The sequence below is a fragment of the Actinotalea sp. Marseille-Q4924 genome, from assembly GCF_916618755.1.
Lineage (GTDB): Bacteria > Actinomycetota > Actinomycetes > Actinomycetales > Cellulomonadaceae > Actinotalea.
In genome coordinates this window covers 452,200-465,649 of record NZ_CAKAKB010000003.1, presented here as the reverse complement: position 1 = coordinate 465,649, position 13,450 = coordinate 452,200, and the positions used below count along the sequence as shown (strand labels likewise).

Here is a 13,450-nt window from a genome sequence, read left to right as displayed (position 1 = left end):
AGCGGCCCCGAAGGACCGTGATCATCTGGCCTCGATCAAATGCATGACATCAACTGACTTGCATTCGTCTCAACCACGTCACCGCACCACGACCAGCCCACCGAAGGTGAACCAACCACAACACGACGACACATGGCATCGACTTTTGGCACGCTGTTGAGTTCTCAAGGATCCGACGCGCATCCATCCAGATCTTCCGACCCATCAGGAGGCAACTTCTCCACTGTACTCGGGTGCAGGTCGCGGGTCAATCCGCTCCGTGCGCCCGAGCCCACGACACTGGACGGACCGCGAGGTCCGTTGAGCTGGTGTGGGGCTCCCCGGGACCGACCGGCTCTCGCCGTTCGTTGCTCCCTGGGGGCGAAGAAGACTCTACGCCGTCGCTGCGGCGAAGTCCAAGCCCTCGGACGTGTGCTGGCTCACCCCGCGCGGGGCGGCGACCAGGTCACGCCCCCCGCTCCGCCACCGCCAGCGTCTTCTTGCCCCGTCGCAGCACCGCCCAGCGCCCGTGCAGCAGGAGGTCGGCCGTGAGGACGGCGTCCTCCTCGGTGACCCGGACGTTGTTCACCGAGACCCCGCCCTCGGCGATGGCACGGCGTCCGGCGCCGCGACCGGCCACCAGACCGGTCGCGACGAGGAGGTCCACGAGCTCCGTCGCGTCGTCGTCGACGGCCGTGCGCGGGAGCTCTGCCACAGCAGCACCCAGCGTCGCCTCGTCGAGGCCGGCGAGGTCACCCCGACCGAAGAGCGCCTGGCTCGCCGCGACGACCTTCTCCGCGGCCTCGTGCCCGTGCACCAGGCTCGTCACCTCCACCGCCAGCTCCCGCTGGGCGACCCGTGCTGCCGGCCGCTCTGCGACCTCGCGCTCGAGCTCCTCGATCCGCTCGCGGGAGAGGAAGGTGAAGATCCTCAGGTACCGGGCGACGTCCGCGTCGTCGGTGTTGAGCCAGAACTGGTAGAAGGCGTAGGGGCTCATCATGTCCGGCGCGAGCCAGATCGCCCCGCCCTCGGACTTGCCGAACTTCGTGCCGTCGGCCTTGGTGATGAGCGGCGTCGTCAGTGCGTGGACACCGACGTGCTCGCTCTTGCGCACCAGCTCCACGCCGGACAGCAGGTTGCCCCACTGGTCGTTGCCACCCGTCTGGAGCGTGCAGCCGTACCGCCGGTACAGCTCGAGAAAGTCCATGCCCTGGAGGATCTGGTAGCTGAACTCGGTGAAGGAGATGCCCTCCTCACTCGCGAGACGTCGCGCCACGGTGTCCTTCGCGAGCATCGTGCCCAGCCGGTAGTGCTTGCCGATCTCGCGCAGGAAGTCGATCGCGGAGAGGTCCGCGGTCCACTCCAGGTTGTTCACCATCCGCGCGGCGGCGTCGCCCTCGAAGTCCAGGAAGCGCTCGATCTGGGAGCGCAGCCGGTCGACCCACTCGGCGACGGTCTCCTTGGTGTTGAGGACGCGCTCCCCCGACATGCGGGGGTCGCCGATGAGGCCGGTGGCCCCGCCGACGAGCGCGAGGACGCGGTGCCCGGCCCGCTGCAGGTGCCGCAGCACGAGGAGCTGCACCAGGTGCCCGTGGTGCAGGCTCGGCGCCGTGGGGTCGAAGCCGCAGTAGACGGTGACCGGACCGGAGGCCAGCGCCTCGCGCAGCGCCTGCTCGTCCGTCGTCTGGGCCAGCAGGCCCCGCCACCGCAGCTCGTCCAGGATGTCCACCGGTCGTTCCCCTCTCGGTCCGTCGAGCGCCTAGTCTGCCGCGCCCGTGGCAGGGCGCGGGACGGCGTCCGGCCCGTGCGGGCAGGTGGGGTCCCGGGCGTCGGTCACGGACCGGTGGCCCGCCGGCGGCGAGGAGCCGCGGGCCGGTAGTCCGAGACGGTCGGCTCGTCCGGCAGCCACAGCCGCCACGGGTACACCGCCCCGTCGCCCCCGTCGCCGCTCACGCCGACCCGGGGGCCGGTCCGCCACCGCTGCACGGGCGCCCCGGGACGGATCCTCACGGCGTCGTCGGCCTCACCCACCCCGGCGCCCAGGTACGACATGTCCAGCCCGAGCGCCACCGTGAGGCGCGCGGGTCCGCGCGCCAGGTCGACGTCGCGCCGGACGACGCCCGCCGCCGCCCGGCGCCGTCGGGCCAGGTCCTGGCCGGCGACGACCTCACCCGCGCGCAGCAGCACGGCGGACGCACGCCCGTGGGTGCCGGTCACGACGTTGACGCAGTGGTGCAGCCCGAGGTGCCGGTAGACGTACAGGTGCCCCGCGGGACCGAACATCACGGCGTTGCGGGCCGTACGCCCCCGGTACGCGTGCGACCCGGGGTCCACCTCGCCGGCGTACGCCTCGACCTCCGTGAGGCGGACGGTCACCGCGCCGTCCGCCGCCCGCACCGTCAGGTGGGCGCCGAGCAGGTCACGGGCCACCTCCAGGACGGGGCGCGCGAACCAGTCGCGGCCCGCACCGGGGCCGTCCGGCGCGGCGGAGACGTCCGGCACCGTCACCCGCGCCGTCCGGCGAGACCTACCGAGCGCCCCGTCGGCACGCACGCCCCGCTCACGGCTCGAGCGGCCGCGTGCCGTCGACGACGACGTCCGCCCGCGCCCGCGTCCTCTCGCGCTCGAAGTGCGTCCCCTCGAGTTCCATCCACCGCTCCCACTCCTCGCGCATCGCCTCACCGTCCCGGGACAGGCCCCGGTCCAGGCGCAGGGCCGACGGCGCCTCCACCCAGACCACCAGGACGTTACGGCCGTCCGCGGCGCGGGGCGCGCTGCCGCACCCCTCGACGACGAGGACGTCGGGTAGGGGGACGTCGACCCACTCGGCGAACCGGCCCGCCACCCAGTCGTACCGCTGGTAGCGGCCGGGGGACCCGCTCGCCAGGGGGTCGAGCACCTGTGCCGCGAGCCGCTCCCACACACCGTCGAGGCCGGACCAGCCCTCGTACAGGTCGTCGAGGTGGACGACGGTCGTCCGCATCGGCACGAGATCGGTGGGCCCCGGTGTGCCGCTGCGGAGCGTCTCCGCCAGCCGGGCGGCGAGCGTGCTCTTGCCGGAGCCCGCGGGCCCGTCGACGCACACGAGACGGACGGGGCCCAGGCGCGGTGGTGCCGCCGCCACCCGTGCGGCGAGCGTCGACAGCGACGTCACGCCGTCGTCCACCCCCGCAGCCGCGCGGTCCGCTGCCGCGCGAGGTCGAGCTGCTCCGCCACGCGCACCGGCGCCGTGCCGCCCGTCGCGGAGCGCGAGGCCAGCGACCCCTGGACGCTGAGCACGCCGCGGACGGCGGGCGTGAGGTGCTCGCTGATCTCGACGAGGTCCTCGTCGGTGAGGTCCCACAGCTCGATGCCGCGGTCCTCGCAGACGCGGACGCACGCCCCGGCGACCTCGTGCGCCACACGGAAGGGCACGCCCTCGCGCACGAGCCACTCGGCCACGTCCGTCGCGAGGGAGAAGCCCTGGGGGGCCAACGACGCCATGCGGGCGGTGTCGAACTGCAGCGTGGCCACCATGCCGGCGACCGCCGGGAGGAGGACCGTGAGGGTGTCGACCTGGTCGAACACCGGCTCCTTGTCCTCCTGCAGGTCGCGGTTGTAGGCCAGCGGGAGGCCCTTGAGCGTCGTCAGCAGCCCGGTGAGGTCGCCGACCAGGCGCCCTGCCTTGCCCCGCGCGAGCTCCGCCACGTCCGGGTTCTTCTTCTGCGGCATGATGCTCGACCCGGTCGAGTAGGCGTCGGCGAGCCGGACGAACCCGAACTCCTTCGTCGCCCACAGGATCACCTCCTCGGACAGCCGGGAGAGGTCCACCGCCGTCATCGCCGCGACGAAGGCGAACTCGGCGACGACGTCGCGGCTCGCGGTGCCGTCGATGGAGTTCTCCACGGGTCCGTCGAACCCGAGGTCCGCCGCGACGGCGGCCGGGTCCAGGCCGAGCGAGGAGCCCGCGAGCGCACCCGACCCGTAGGGCGACACGGCGGCGCGCCGGTCCCAGTCGACCCAGCGCTCGACGTCCCGCATGAGCGGCCACGCGTGGGCGAGCAGGTGGTGCGCCAGGAGCACCGGCTGCGCGTGCTGCAGGTGCGTGCGTCCGGGCATGGGCGCGTCGGGATGCGTCGCGGCCTGGTCGAGCAGTGCGTCGACGACGTCGAGGACCAGTCCCGCGACGACGCGCGCGTTCTCGCGCAGGTACATGCGCACGAGCGTCGCGATCTGGTCGTTGCGCGACCGCCCCGCGCGCAGCTTCCCGCCGAGCGTCGTGCCGGCGCGCTCGATGAGCCCGCGCTCGAGGGCGGTGTGGACGTCCTCGTCGGCCGGCTCCGGGACGAACGCCCCCGAGACGACGTCGGCGTCCAGGCGCGCGAGCGCGTCGAGCATCCCGGCCAGCTCGTCCTCGGTGAGCAGACCGGCCGCGTGCAGGACCCGGGCGTGCGCCTGCGAGCCGCGGATGTCGTGGCGCGCCAGCCGCCAGTCGAAGTGGGTCGAGCGGGACAGCTCCGCGAGCGCGTCGGCCGGTCCGCCCGCGAACCGCCCACCCCACAGGGCGGCCGACGGCGGCGCCCCGCCCGCCGTCGGCCGGCCGGCCGAGGTCGGCTCAGGCATCGGCCGTCGCCTCGGCCGTGGGCAGGGCGCCCGAGCCGAGGTCCACGCCGTTGCCGAAGCGCACGTCGCGGGCGGCGGAGAGCTTGGCCGTCAGGCCGTAGATCTCGATGAACCCCTTGGCGTGGGACTGGTCGAACGTGTCGCCGGTGTCGTACGTCGCGAGGTTGAAGTCGTACAGGCTCGCCTCGCTGCGGCGGCCCGTCACCGTGGCACGCCCGCCGTGCAGCACCATCCGGACCTCGCCGCTGACGTAGCGCTGCGTGTCCGCGATGAACGTGTCGAGCGACCGCTTGAGCGGCGAGAACCACATGCCGTCGTAGACGAGCTCGGTCCACCGCTGGTCGACGCCCCGCTTGAAGCGGGCCTGCTCCCGCTCCACCGTGACGTTCTCGAGCTCCTGGTGCGCGGCGATGAGCGCCATCGCACCGGGGGCCTCGTAGACCTCGCGGGACTTGATGCCGACGAGGCGGTCCTCGACGATGTCGAGCCGGCCGACACCCTGGGCGCCGGCGCGGCGGTTCAGCTCCTGGATCGCCTGCAGCGGCGTCACCGGGACGCCGTCGAGCGCGACCGGGACACCCTGCTCGAAGGTGATGGTCACCTCGTCGGCGACCGGGGGGAAGGTCGGGTCGTCGGTGTAGGTGTAGACGTCCTTGGTCGGACCGTTCCAGATGTCCTCGAGGAAGCCCGTCTCGATCGCCCGGCCCCACACGTTCTGGTCGATGGAGAACGGGTTGTGCTTGGTCGTCTCGATCGGCAGCGCCTTGCGGTTGGCGTACTCGATGGCCTTGTCACGGGTGAGCGCGAGGTCCCGCACGGGCGCCAGGCACCGCAGGTCGGGGGCAAGTGAGGTGATGCCGACCTCGAAGCGCACCTGGTCGTTGCCCTTGCCGGTGCAGCCGTGCGCCACGGTGGTGGCGCCGAACTGCCGCGCCGCGCGCACGAGGTGCTTGACGATCACGGGGCGGGACAGGGCGGAGACGAGGGGGTACCGGTCCATGTACAGGGCGTTGGCCTGCAGCGCAGGCATGCAGTACTCGGTGGCGAACTCGTCGCGCGCGTCGGCCACGTAGGCCTCCACGGCGCCGCAGTCCAGGGCGCGGCGGCGGATGACCTCGAGGTCCTCGCCGCCCTGGCCGACGTCGACGGCGACGGCGATGACCTCGGCACCGGTGGCGTCGGCGATCCATCCGATGCCGACGGAGGTGTCCAGGCCGCCGGAGTAGGCGAGCACGACGCGTTCAGTCATGGCGGTTCTTCCTCAGCTGTGGTGGGTGGTGGGGGCGTCAGGGTGTCGGTGGTCGCGGGCGACGGCGGTCACGCGCCGTCGCTCGCGAGCTCGAGGAAGCGGCGGGCGACGGCGTCGCCCCCGTCGACCTCACGGGAGATGACCAGGACCGTGTCGTCGCCGGCGATGGTGCCCATCACCGACGGCAGGACCGAGTGGTCGATCGCGGAGGCGAGGAACTGCGCGGCGCCCGGCGGGGTGCGCAGCACCACGAGGTTCCCGGACGCCTCCGCCGTCGCGAGCAGCTCCGCGCAGAGGCGGGCCAGCCGGGCCGCGAGCTGCTCGACGTCCTGGCCGGCGTGCGGCGTGCGGTCCCCGCCCTCGCCGGGCAGCGCGTAGGCCAGCGTGCCGTCGACGGTCCGGATGCGGACGGCGCGCAGCTCCACGAGGTCGCGGGACAGGGTCGCCTGCGTGACGTGCACGCCCTCGCGCCCGAGGGCCGCCGCGAGCTCGCCCTGGGAGCGCACCGCCGTCCGCGCGAGCAGCCGCGCGATGAGGGCGTGCCGGGCGGCCTTGGTCGTGGGGACGCCGGTGGCCTCGGTCGCGCTCACGACCGCTCCAGCAGCCACGTCAGCACCGCCTTCTGCACGTGCAGACGGTTCTCCGCCTCGTCGAAGACGACGGACCGCGGACCGTCGATGACCTCGGCGGCGATCTCCTTGCCGCGGTACGCCGGCATGCAGTGCAGCACGACGGCATCCGGCTCGGCGCGCCCCAGGAGCGCCGCGTCCAGGCGGAACGGCCCGAAGAGCTGTTCCGCCTCGGCCGCGCCCGTCGCGTCGCCCATGGACACCCACGTGTCGGTCGCGACGGCGTGGGCACCGGAGACGGCCGCCGCGGCGTCGTGGAGCACGGTCACCGACCCGCCGGTCCCCGCCGCGACCGTGGCCGCGCGGTCCACGACGTCGGCGTCCGGTCGCCGGCTCGTCGGCGTGCCGACCCGGACGTGCATGCCGGCGGTCGCGCCGGCCAGGAGGTAGGAGTGCGCCATGTTGTTGGCCCCGTCGCCGACGTACGCCAGCGTCCGTCCGCGCAGCGCGTCCAACCCACCGGCGTGCTCGGCGATCGTGAGCAGGTCCGCGAGGGCCTGGCACGGGTGGAACTGGTCGGTGAGGGCGTTGACGACCGGGACGCCCGCGTGCCGCGCCATGGTCTCCAGGCGCGACTGGTGGAACGTGCGCCACACGACCGCGGCGACCTGGCGGCCCAGGACACCGGCCGTGTCCTCGACCGACTCGCGGACGCCGATCTGCGCCAGGTTGCCGTCCACGACCATCGGGTGGCCGCCGAGCTCGGCGACCCCGACGGTGAAGGACAGCTGCGTGCGCAGCGTCGGCTTGTCGAAGAGGATGGCGACGGCGCGGGGGCCGGCCAGCGGCCGCTCCGCGAACCGCTCCGCCTTGAGCCGCAGGGCGAGCTCGAGGACCTGTCGCTGCTCGGCGGGCGTCAGGTCGTCGTCACGCAGGAAGTGCCGGGTCATGCCTCCTCCGTCCGGTCGGCCGCTGCAGGCAGGGTGCGCAGGAAGTCCACGAAGGGGCTGACCTGCTCCCAGGTGAGGACGAGCGGCGGTGCGAGCCGCAGCGCCGTCGGCGTCACGGGGTTGACGACGAACCCGGCCTCCAGCGCCTGCTGGGCGACCGTGGCGGCGATCTCCGCCCCGAGCTCCACCGCGACGAGCAGTCCCACGGCCCGGACGTCCGTGACGGCGGGCACCGTCCGGAGCTCCGCCTCGAGCCGCGCACCGACCTCTCGCACGCGCCCGAGCAGACCGTCCCGCTCGATGACGCCCAGCGTCGCCAGGGCCGCCGCGGACGCCACCGGGTTGCCGCCGAAGGTCGTGCCGTGGTGACCGGGGCCGAGCAGCGTCGCTGCCGCGTCACCGAACGCCACGACCGCCCCGACGGGGAAGCCGCCACCGAGGCCCTTGGCCAGCGTCATGACGTCCGGGAGGACGCCGCCGCCGAGCGACGCGTCCTGGTGGGCGAACCAGTGGCCGGTCCGGCCGACGCCCGTCTGCACCTCGTCGACGACGAGGAGCGCGCCGTGCTCGGCGGTGAGGCGCCGGGCGTGGGCCAGGTACCCCGTCGGCAGCGGGCGGACCCCCGCCTCCCCCTGGACGACCTCGACCACGAGGGCCGCGACGTCGTCGGCCATGGCGGCCTCGAGGGCGGCCGGGTCACCGAAGGGCAGGAACTCCACCCCGCCGGGCAACGGCTCGAACGGTGCCCGGTACGCGGGCTTGTGCGTGAGGGCCAGCGCGCCCATGGAACGGCCGTGGAACCCGCCCTCCAGGGCGAGGATGCGCGGGCGGCCGGTGCGCCGCGCCATCTTGAAGGCCGCCTCGTTGGCCTCCGTGCCGGAGTTGGCCAGGAAGACCCGCGACCCCGGGACGTCGGCCGCGCCGCTGAGCCGCAGCAGCGCCTCCGCGAGCGCCACCTGCGTGGGCGTCGCGAAGAAGTTCGAGACGTGGCCCAGGGTGCCGAGCTGCGCGCAGATCGCGGCGGTCAGGGTGGGGTGCGCGTGGCCGAGGGCGTTGACCGCGATGCCGCCGAGCAGGTCCAGGTACCGCGTGCCGTCGGCGTCCCAGACGTACGGCCCCTCGCCGCGGACGAGCACGCGGCGGGGAGCGCCGAACGTGTTCATGAGGGCGTGCCCGTACCGCTCGGCCCACGCCTGGCCGGAGCCCGCGTCGGTCAGCGCGGGCGGGAGCGCCGCCGCGACCTCGGCGGGCAGCGGGGGCACCGACGGATCGGGGGTCCCGGTCATGCCGTACCTCCCTCGGGAGCGTCACGGTCGGGAAGCACCATCGTGCCGATCCCCTCCTCGGTGAAGACCTCGACGAGCACGGAGTGCGCCTGCCGGCCGTCGACGACGTGCGCCGCCGGCACGCCGCCCGTCACCGCGCGCAGGCAGGCCTCCATCTTGGGGACCATGCCGGACTCCAGCCGGGGCAGGAGCTCGGCGAGGCGGGTCGCGCCGATCCTGCGGGCGAGCGAGGAGCGGTCCGGCCAGTCCGTGTACAGCCCCTCGACATCGGTGAGCACGATGAGCTTGCGTGCACCCAGCGCGACCGCGAGCGCGGCCGCCGCGGTGTCCGCGTTGACGTTGAGCACCTGCGTCGGGTCCTCCACGTCCGGCGCGACCGTGCTGATGACGGGGATGCGCCCGGCGTCGAGCAGGTCGCGCACGGCCGTCGGGTCCACGCCGACGACGTCGCCGACCTGCCCGACGTCGACCGCCTCGCCGTCCACGACGGCGGTGCGCCGCTGCGCGCTGAGGAGGCCCGCGTCCTCGCCGGACATCCCGACGGCGAAGGGCCCGTGCGTGTTGATGAGGCCGACCAGCTCGCGGGAGACCTGCCCCGTGAGCACCATGCGCACGACGTCCATGCTCTCCGGTGTGGTGACGCGCAGGCCGCCGCGGAACTCGCTCGCGATGCCGAGCCGGTCGAGCATCGTCGAGATCTGCGGCCCGCCGCCGTGGACCACGACCGGGTGCAGGCCGCACAGCCGCAGGAACACCATGTCCTCGGCGAAGGCGCGCTTGAGCGTCTCGTCCACCATGGCGTTGCCGCCGTACTTCACGACGAAGAGCGCGCCGCGGAAGCGCTCGAGCCACGGCAGCGCCTCGATGAGGACCTCGGCCTTCTGGTCCGGTCGCAGGTGCGCGCCGGTGTCGAACGCGTCGTCGGCGGGTGACGGCGGCAGGTGGCTCACGTGGAGTACGCGCTGTTCTCGTGGACGTAGTCGTGCGTGAGGTCGTTGGTCCAGACGGTGGCCGTGGCGGAGCCCGCGTGCAGGTCGACCTCGACGCGCACCTCGCGCTGCGCGGCCAGGTCGACCAGGGAGCGGTCCTCCCCCACGCCGCCGGAGCGGCAGACCTGGACGCCGTTGATCGTCACGTCGACCTCGTCGGCCTCGAACGGCGCGACCTCGACCGGGACGGTGCCGGCGGCGGCGAGGATCCGGCCCCAGTTCGGGTCGTTGCCGAAGACGGCGGCCTTGAACAGGTTCGAGCGCGTGACGGCTCGGGCCACCGCGACGGCGGCGTCCTCGTCGGAGGCGTTCAGGACGGTGACGGCGACGTCGTGCGTGGCGCCCTCCGCGTCGGCGACGAGGGCGCGCGCGAGCGTCGCGCACGCCTCGGTGACCGCCGCCGTCAGGTCGTCCCGGCCGGCCGGGCGGCCGGCCGCACCCGAGGCGAGCAGGACCACCGTGTCGTTGGTCGACATGCAGCCGTCCGAGTCCACCCGGTCGAACGTCGTGCGGACGGCCGCACGCAGCGCGGCGTCCAGGTCCTCGGCGTCGGCCTGCGCATCCGTGGTGAGCACGCAGAGCATCGTCGCGAGGCCCGGGGCGAGCATCCCGGCACCCTTCGCCATGCCCCCGACGGTCCAGCCGTCCCGCTCGACGACCACCGTCTTGGGCACCGAGTCCGTCGTCATGATGGCGAGCGCGGCGTCGGACCCGCCGTCGCCGGACAGCGTCGCGGCCGCCGCGTCCACCCCCGTGGTCAGCCGGTCCATCGGCAGCCGCTCGCCGATGAGGCCGGTCGAGCAGACGACGACGTCCCCCGCCGAGCAGCCCAGCACCTCCGCCACGTGCTCGGCCGTGCGGTGGGTGTCGAGGAAGCCGTCCGAGCCCGTGCACGCGTTCGCGCCCCCGGAGTTCAGCACCACGGCGTGCGCGACGCCGTCGGCGACCGCCTGCCGCGACCAGACCACCGGGGCCGCCTGCACGCGGTTCGTCGTGAAGACGGCGGCGGCGGACTGGGACGGGCCGTCGTTGACAACGAGCGCGACGTCGCGAGCGCCGGAGGACTTCAGGCCGGCGACGACGCCCGCCGCGCGGAAGCCCTGGGGGGCGGTGACGCTCACGGGGCGACTCCTTCGACGGGCAGACCGGTGGTCTCCGGCAGCCCGAGGGCGAGGTTCATGGACTGCACGGCGGCGCCCGCCGTGCCCTTGACGAGGTTGTCGAGCGCCGTGACCGTGACGACCCGTCCGGAGCGCTCGTCGACCGCGACCTGGACCAGGGCGGTGTTGGCACCCACGGTCGCGGCCGTGGTCGGCCACTGGCCCTCGGGGAGCACCTGCACGAACGGCTCGCCCGCGTAGGTGTCCTCCCACGCGCTGCGCACGGCGGCGGCGTCCGCGCCGGGGGCCAGGCGCGCCGTCGTCGTGGCGAGGATGCCGCGGGACATCGGGACGAGCGTCGGCGTGAAGGAGAGGGACACCTCGCCGGCGCCGACCGCGCGGAGGTTCTGCTCGATCTCCGGGATGTGGCGGTGCGTGCCGCCCACGGCGTACGGGACGGCGGCGCCGAGGCCCTCCGAGGCGAGCAGGTGCGTCCTGGCCGCCTTCCCGGCACCCGAGTAGCCGACGGCGAGCACGGACACCAGGTCGGTGGACTCGACGACGCCGGCCGCGATGCCGGGCTGGATGCCGAGCGTCACGGCGGTGACGTTGCAGCCGGGGACGGCCACCCGGCGGACCCGGGCGAGGAGGTCCCGCTGCCGGCGTTCGCCGTGGTCGAGGACGAGCTCGGGCATGCCGTAGGGCCAGGTCCCCGCGTGCGGGGTGCCGTAGAAGGCGGTCCACGCGTCCGCGTCGACGAGCCGGTGGTCGGCACCGCAGTCCAGGACGAGCGTGTCGTCCCCCAGCTCCGCTGCCACGGCCGCCGACGCGCCGTGGGGCAGCGCGAGGACGACGACCTCGTGCCCGGCGAGGGTGTCCGTCGTGGTCGGCTCGATGACGCGGTCCGCCAGGGAGCGGAGGTGCGGCTGGTGCGCGCCGAGGAGCTCACCGGCGGACGAGTGGGCGGTCACGGCGCCGATCTCGACGTCGGGATGGGCGGCGAGCAGCCGCAGCACCTCACCGCCGGCGTACCCACTGGCACCGGACACCGCCACCCGCACTGTCATGGTGCATGACTATACATGCGGATGCATCATTGGCCCGACGGGAGGTCCGGGCACGGCGTTCCCCCGCACTCGTCCGGACGGCGTTCCGGGGGCGCGCCCTCTCCGCCTACCCTCGGGCATGCGCGCCGTCCTCGCCACCACGCCCGGAGGACCCGAGGTCCTCGCCGTGCAGGACCTCCCCGACCCTGTCGCGCCGCCCGGACGCGTCGTCGTCGCCGTGGAGGCCGCCGGGGTGAACTTCGTCGACACGTACCGCCGCGAGGGCAGGTACCCCATGCCGTTCCCGCACGTCGTCGGCGCGGAGGGCGCCGGGCAGGTGCTGGCCGTCGGCGAGGACGTGACGACGGTCGCGGCCGGGGACCGGGTGGGGTGGGTGTCCGGCAGCGACGGCTCGTACGCGGAGCGTGCCGTCGTCGACGCCGACGCCCTCGTGCCGCTGCCGGACGGCGTCCCGGCGGAGCTCGCCGCCGCCGTGCTCCTGCAGGGCATGACCGCGCAGTACCTCGTCGCCTCGACGTTCCCCGTGCGCCCCGGGCAGCACGTCCTCGTGCACGCCGGCGCGGGCGGGACGGGCCTGCTGCTCACCCAGCTCGCGGCCGCGCGTGGGGCCCGTGTCGTCACCACCGTGTCGACAGCCGTGAAGGAGCAGCTGTCCCGCGACGCCGGGGCCTCCGAGGTCATCCGCTACGACGGGCTGGCGGACCTCACCGTCGAGCTGCCCCCGCTCGTCCGCGCGGTCACGGACGGCGGCGTGCACACGGTGTACGACGGGGTGGGGCGGAGCACCTTCGACGCGTCCCTCGCGAGCCTGCGACCCCGTGGCGGCCTCGCCCTCTTCGGCGCCGCGTCCGGGGCCGTGCCGCCCGTCGACCCGCAACGGCTGAACGCCGCAGGCTCCGTGTACCTCACGCGACCGTTCCTCGCGCACTACATCGCCACGCGCGACGAGCTCCTCGAGCGCGCCGGCGAGGTGCTCGGGCGCGTGGCCGACGGGTCCCTGCGGGTCCGCGTCGGTGAGCGCTTCGCCCTCCCGGAGGCCGCCGCCGCGCACCGGGCCCTCGAGGGCCGCCGGACGGCGGGCAAGGTCCTGCTCCTCCCGTGACCCGTGCGAGCATCGAGCCCGTGATCAGGGACCTGCGCGCCGACGACCTGGAGGTCCTCGCCTCGCTCAACGACGCCGCCGTGCCGGCCGTCACGGCCCTGGGGACGGCCGGTCTCGCCCGGCACGTCCGGCGGTGCGCCGTCGCGCTCGTCACGGACGCCGGTGCGGGTCCGGACGGCTTCCTGCTCGCGCTGGCGCCCGGCGCCGAGTACCCCAGCGAGAACTACCGCTGGTTCAGCGAGCACCGCCCCGGCTCGCTGTACGTCGACCGGATCGTCGTCGCGCCGGCAGCGCACGGGCTCGGACGCGGGCGCGCGCTGTACGGGACCACGGCGCGTCGCGCGGTCGGGCTCGGGCTGGCCGAGGTGACCTGCGAGGTGAACCTCGACCCGCCGAACCCGGGGTCGCTCGCCTTCCACCGGCGGCTCGGCTTCGAGCAGGTCGGCACGCAGCGGACCTCCGGGGGGACCGTGGAGGTCGCGCTGCTGGCGGCGCCGTCGCACCGGCTCGTGCGGGACGGCGGCGCCGCCGGTTCCTGAGGAGCGACGCCCGAGGCG

Annotated in this window: 13 protein-coding genes; 2 read left to right on the top strand and 11 right to left on the bottom strand. The window is 74.4% G+C overall.

Features of this window, described 5'->3' with window-relative positions:
- Nucleotides 1-445: 445 nt before the first annotated feature.
- The 11 genes from tyrS to argC form a co-directional block, all read right to left on the bottom strand.
- On the bottom strand, nucleotides 446-1,708 hold the full coding sequence (tyrS, locus tag LG379_RS08855; RefSeq protein ID WP_225754203.1) for a tyrosine--tRNA ligase: 1,263 nt from the start codon (nucleotides 1,706-1,708) through the stop codon (nucleotides 446-448).
- 104 nt (nucleotides 1,709-1,812) lie between these two features.
- Nucleotides 1,813-2,481: a DNA-3-methyladenine glycosylase gene (locus LG379_RS08850; RefSeq protein WP_370634515.1), complete on the bottom strand. Its 669-nt coding sequence runs from the start codon at nucleotides 2,479-2,481 to the stop codon at nucleotides 1,813-1,815.
- Nucleotides 2,482-2,539: 58 nt separating this feature from the next.
- Nucleotides 2,540-3,133 (bottom strand): uridine kinase, encoded by a 594-nt coding sequence (locus LG379_RS08845; RefSeq protein ID WP_370634480.1) that lies wholly within the window; start codon nucleotides 3,131-3,133, stop codon nucleotides 2,540-2,542.
- Nucleotides 3,130-4,581, bottom strand: a complete 1,452-nt coding sequence (gene argH, locus LG379_RS08840; RefSeq protein WP_225754201.1) for an argininosuccinate lyase — start codon at nucleotides 4,579-4,581, stop codon at nucleotides 3,130-3,132. Before argH ends, LG379_RS08845 begins: the two co-directional genes overlap by 4 nt.
- Entirely contained in the window at nucleotides 4,574-5,830 is a 1,257-nt protein-coding gene (locus tag LG379_RS08835; RefSeq protein WP_225754200.1) for an argininosuccinate synthase, read from the bottom strand. The genes argH and LG379_RS08835 overlap by 8 nt, the downstream gene beginning before the upstream one ends.
- Nucleotides 5,831-5,898: 68 nt before the next feature.
- Entirely contained in the window at nucleotides 5,899-6,420 is a 522-nt protein-coding gene (locus LG379_RS08830) for an arginine repressor (RefSeq protein ID WP_225754199.1), read from the bottom strand.
- Nucleotides 6,417-7,349 carry an ornithine carbamoyltransferase gene (argF, locus tag LG379_RS08825; RefSeq protein ID WP_225754198.1) on the bottom strand — a complete coding sequence of 311 codons (933 nt, stop codon included), beginning with the start codon at nucleotides 7,347-7,349 and terminating at the stop codon, nucleotides 6,417-6,419. The genes LG379_RS08830 and argF overlap by 4 nt, the downstream gene beginning before the upstream one ends.
- Nucleotides 7,346-8,635, bottom strand: a complete 1,290-nt coding sequence (locus tag LG379_RS08820; RefSeq protein ID WP_225754197.1) for an acetylornithine transaminase — start codon at nucleotides 8,633-8,635, stop codon at nucleotides 7,346-7,348. Before LG379_RS08820 ends, argF begins: the two co-directional genes overlap by 4 nt.
- Entirely contained in the window at nucleotides 8,632-9,585 is a 954-nt protein-coding gene (argB, locus tag LG379_RS08815) for an acetylglutamate kinase (RefSeq protein WP_225754196.1), read from the bottom strand. The genes LG379_RS08820 and argB overlap by 4 nt, the downstream gene beginning before the upstream one ends.
- Nucleotides 9,582-10,745 carry a bifunctional glutamate N-acetyltransferase/amino-acid acetyltransferase ArgJ gene (gene argJ / locus LG379_RS08810; protein WP_225754195.1) on the bottom strand — a complete coding sequence of 388 codons (1,164 nt, stop codon included), beginning with the start codon at nucleotides 10,743-10,745 and terminating at the stop codon, nucleotides 9,582-9,584. The genes argB and argJ overlap by 4 nt, the downstream gene beginning before the upstream one ends.
- Nucleotides 10,742-11,791 (bottom strand): N-acetyl-gamma-glutamyl-phosphate reductase, encoded by a 1,050-nt coding sequence (argC, locus tag LG379_RS08805; RefSeq protein WP_225754194.1) that lies wholly within the window; start codon nucleotides 11,789-11,791, stop codon nucleotides 10,742-10,744. Before argC ends, argJ begins: the two co-directional genes overlap by 4 nt.
- A 118-nt stretch (nucleotides 11,792-11,909) precedes the next feature.
- Here argC and LG379_RS08800 point away from each other — a divergent pair, with 118 nt between their 5' ends.
- Both LG379_RS08800 and LG379_RS08795 read left to right on the top strand, forming a co-directional pair.
- On the top strand, nucleotides 11,910-12,893 hold the full coding sequence (locus LG379_RS08800; RefSeq protein WP_225754193.1) for a quinone oxidoreductase: 984 nt from the start codon (nucleotides 11,910-11,912) through the stop codon (nucleotides 12,891-12,893).
- Nucleotides 12,890-13,432 carry a GNAT family N-acetyltransferase gene (locus LG379_RS08795; RefSeq protein ID WP_225754192.1) on the top strand — a complete coding sequence of 181 codons (543 nt, stop codon included), beginning with the start codon at nucleotides 12,890-12,892 and terminating at the stop codon, nucleotides 13,430-13,432. The genes LG379_RS08800 and LG379_RS08795 overlap by 4 nt, the downstream gene beginning before the upstream one ends.
- Nucleotides 13,433-13,450: the final 18 nt, after the last annotated feature.

Excerpts from the sequence above, each read along its gene's own strand:
- argF (WP_225754198.1), bottom strand. The coding sequence starts at position 7,349 with ATGACCCGGCACTTCCTGCGTGACGACGACCTGACGCCCGCCGAGCAG.
- LG379_RS08835 (WP_225754200.1), bottom strand. The coding sequence starts at position 5,830 with ATGACTGAACGCGTCGTGCTCGCCTACTCCGGCGGCCTGGACACCTCC.
- argH (WP_225754201.1), bottom strand. The coding sequence starts at position 4,581 with ATGCCTGAGCCGACCTCGGCCGGCCGGCCGACGGCGGGCGGGGCGCCG.
- LG379_RS08800 (WP_225754193.1), top strand. The coding sequence starts at position 11,910 with ATGCGCGCCGTCCTCGCCACCACGCCCGGAGGACCCGAGGTCCTCGCC.
- LG379_RS08820 (WP_225754197.1), bottom strand. The coding sequence starts at position 8,635 with ATGACCGGGACCCCCGATCCGTCGGTGCCCCCGCTGCCCGCCGAGGTC.
- argC (WP_225754194.1), bottom strand. The coding sequence starts at position 11,791 with ATGACAGTGCGGGTGGCGGTGTCCGGTGCCAGTGGGTACGCCGGCGGT.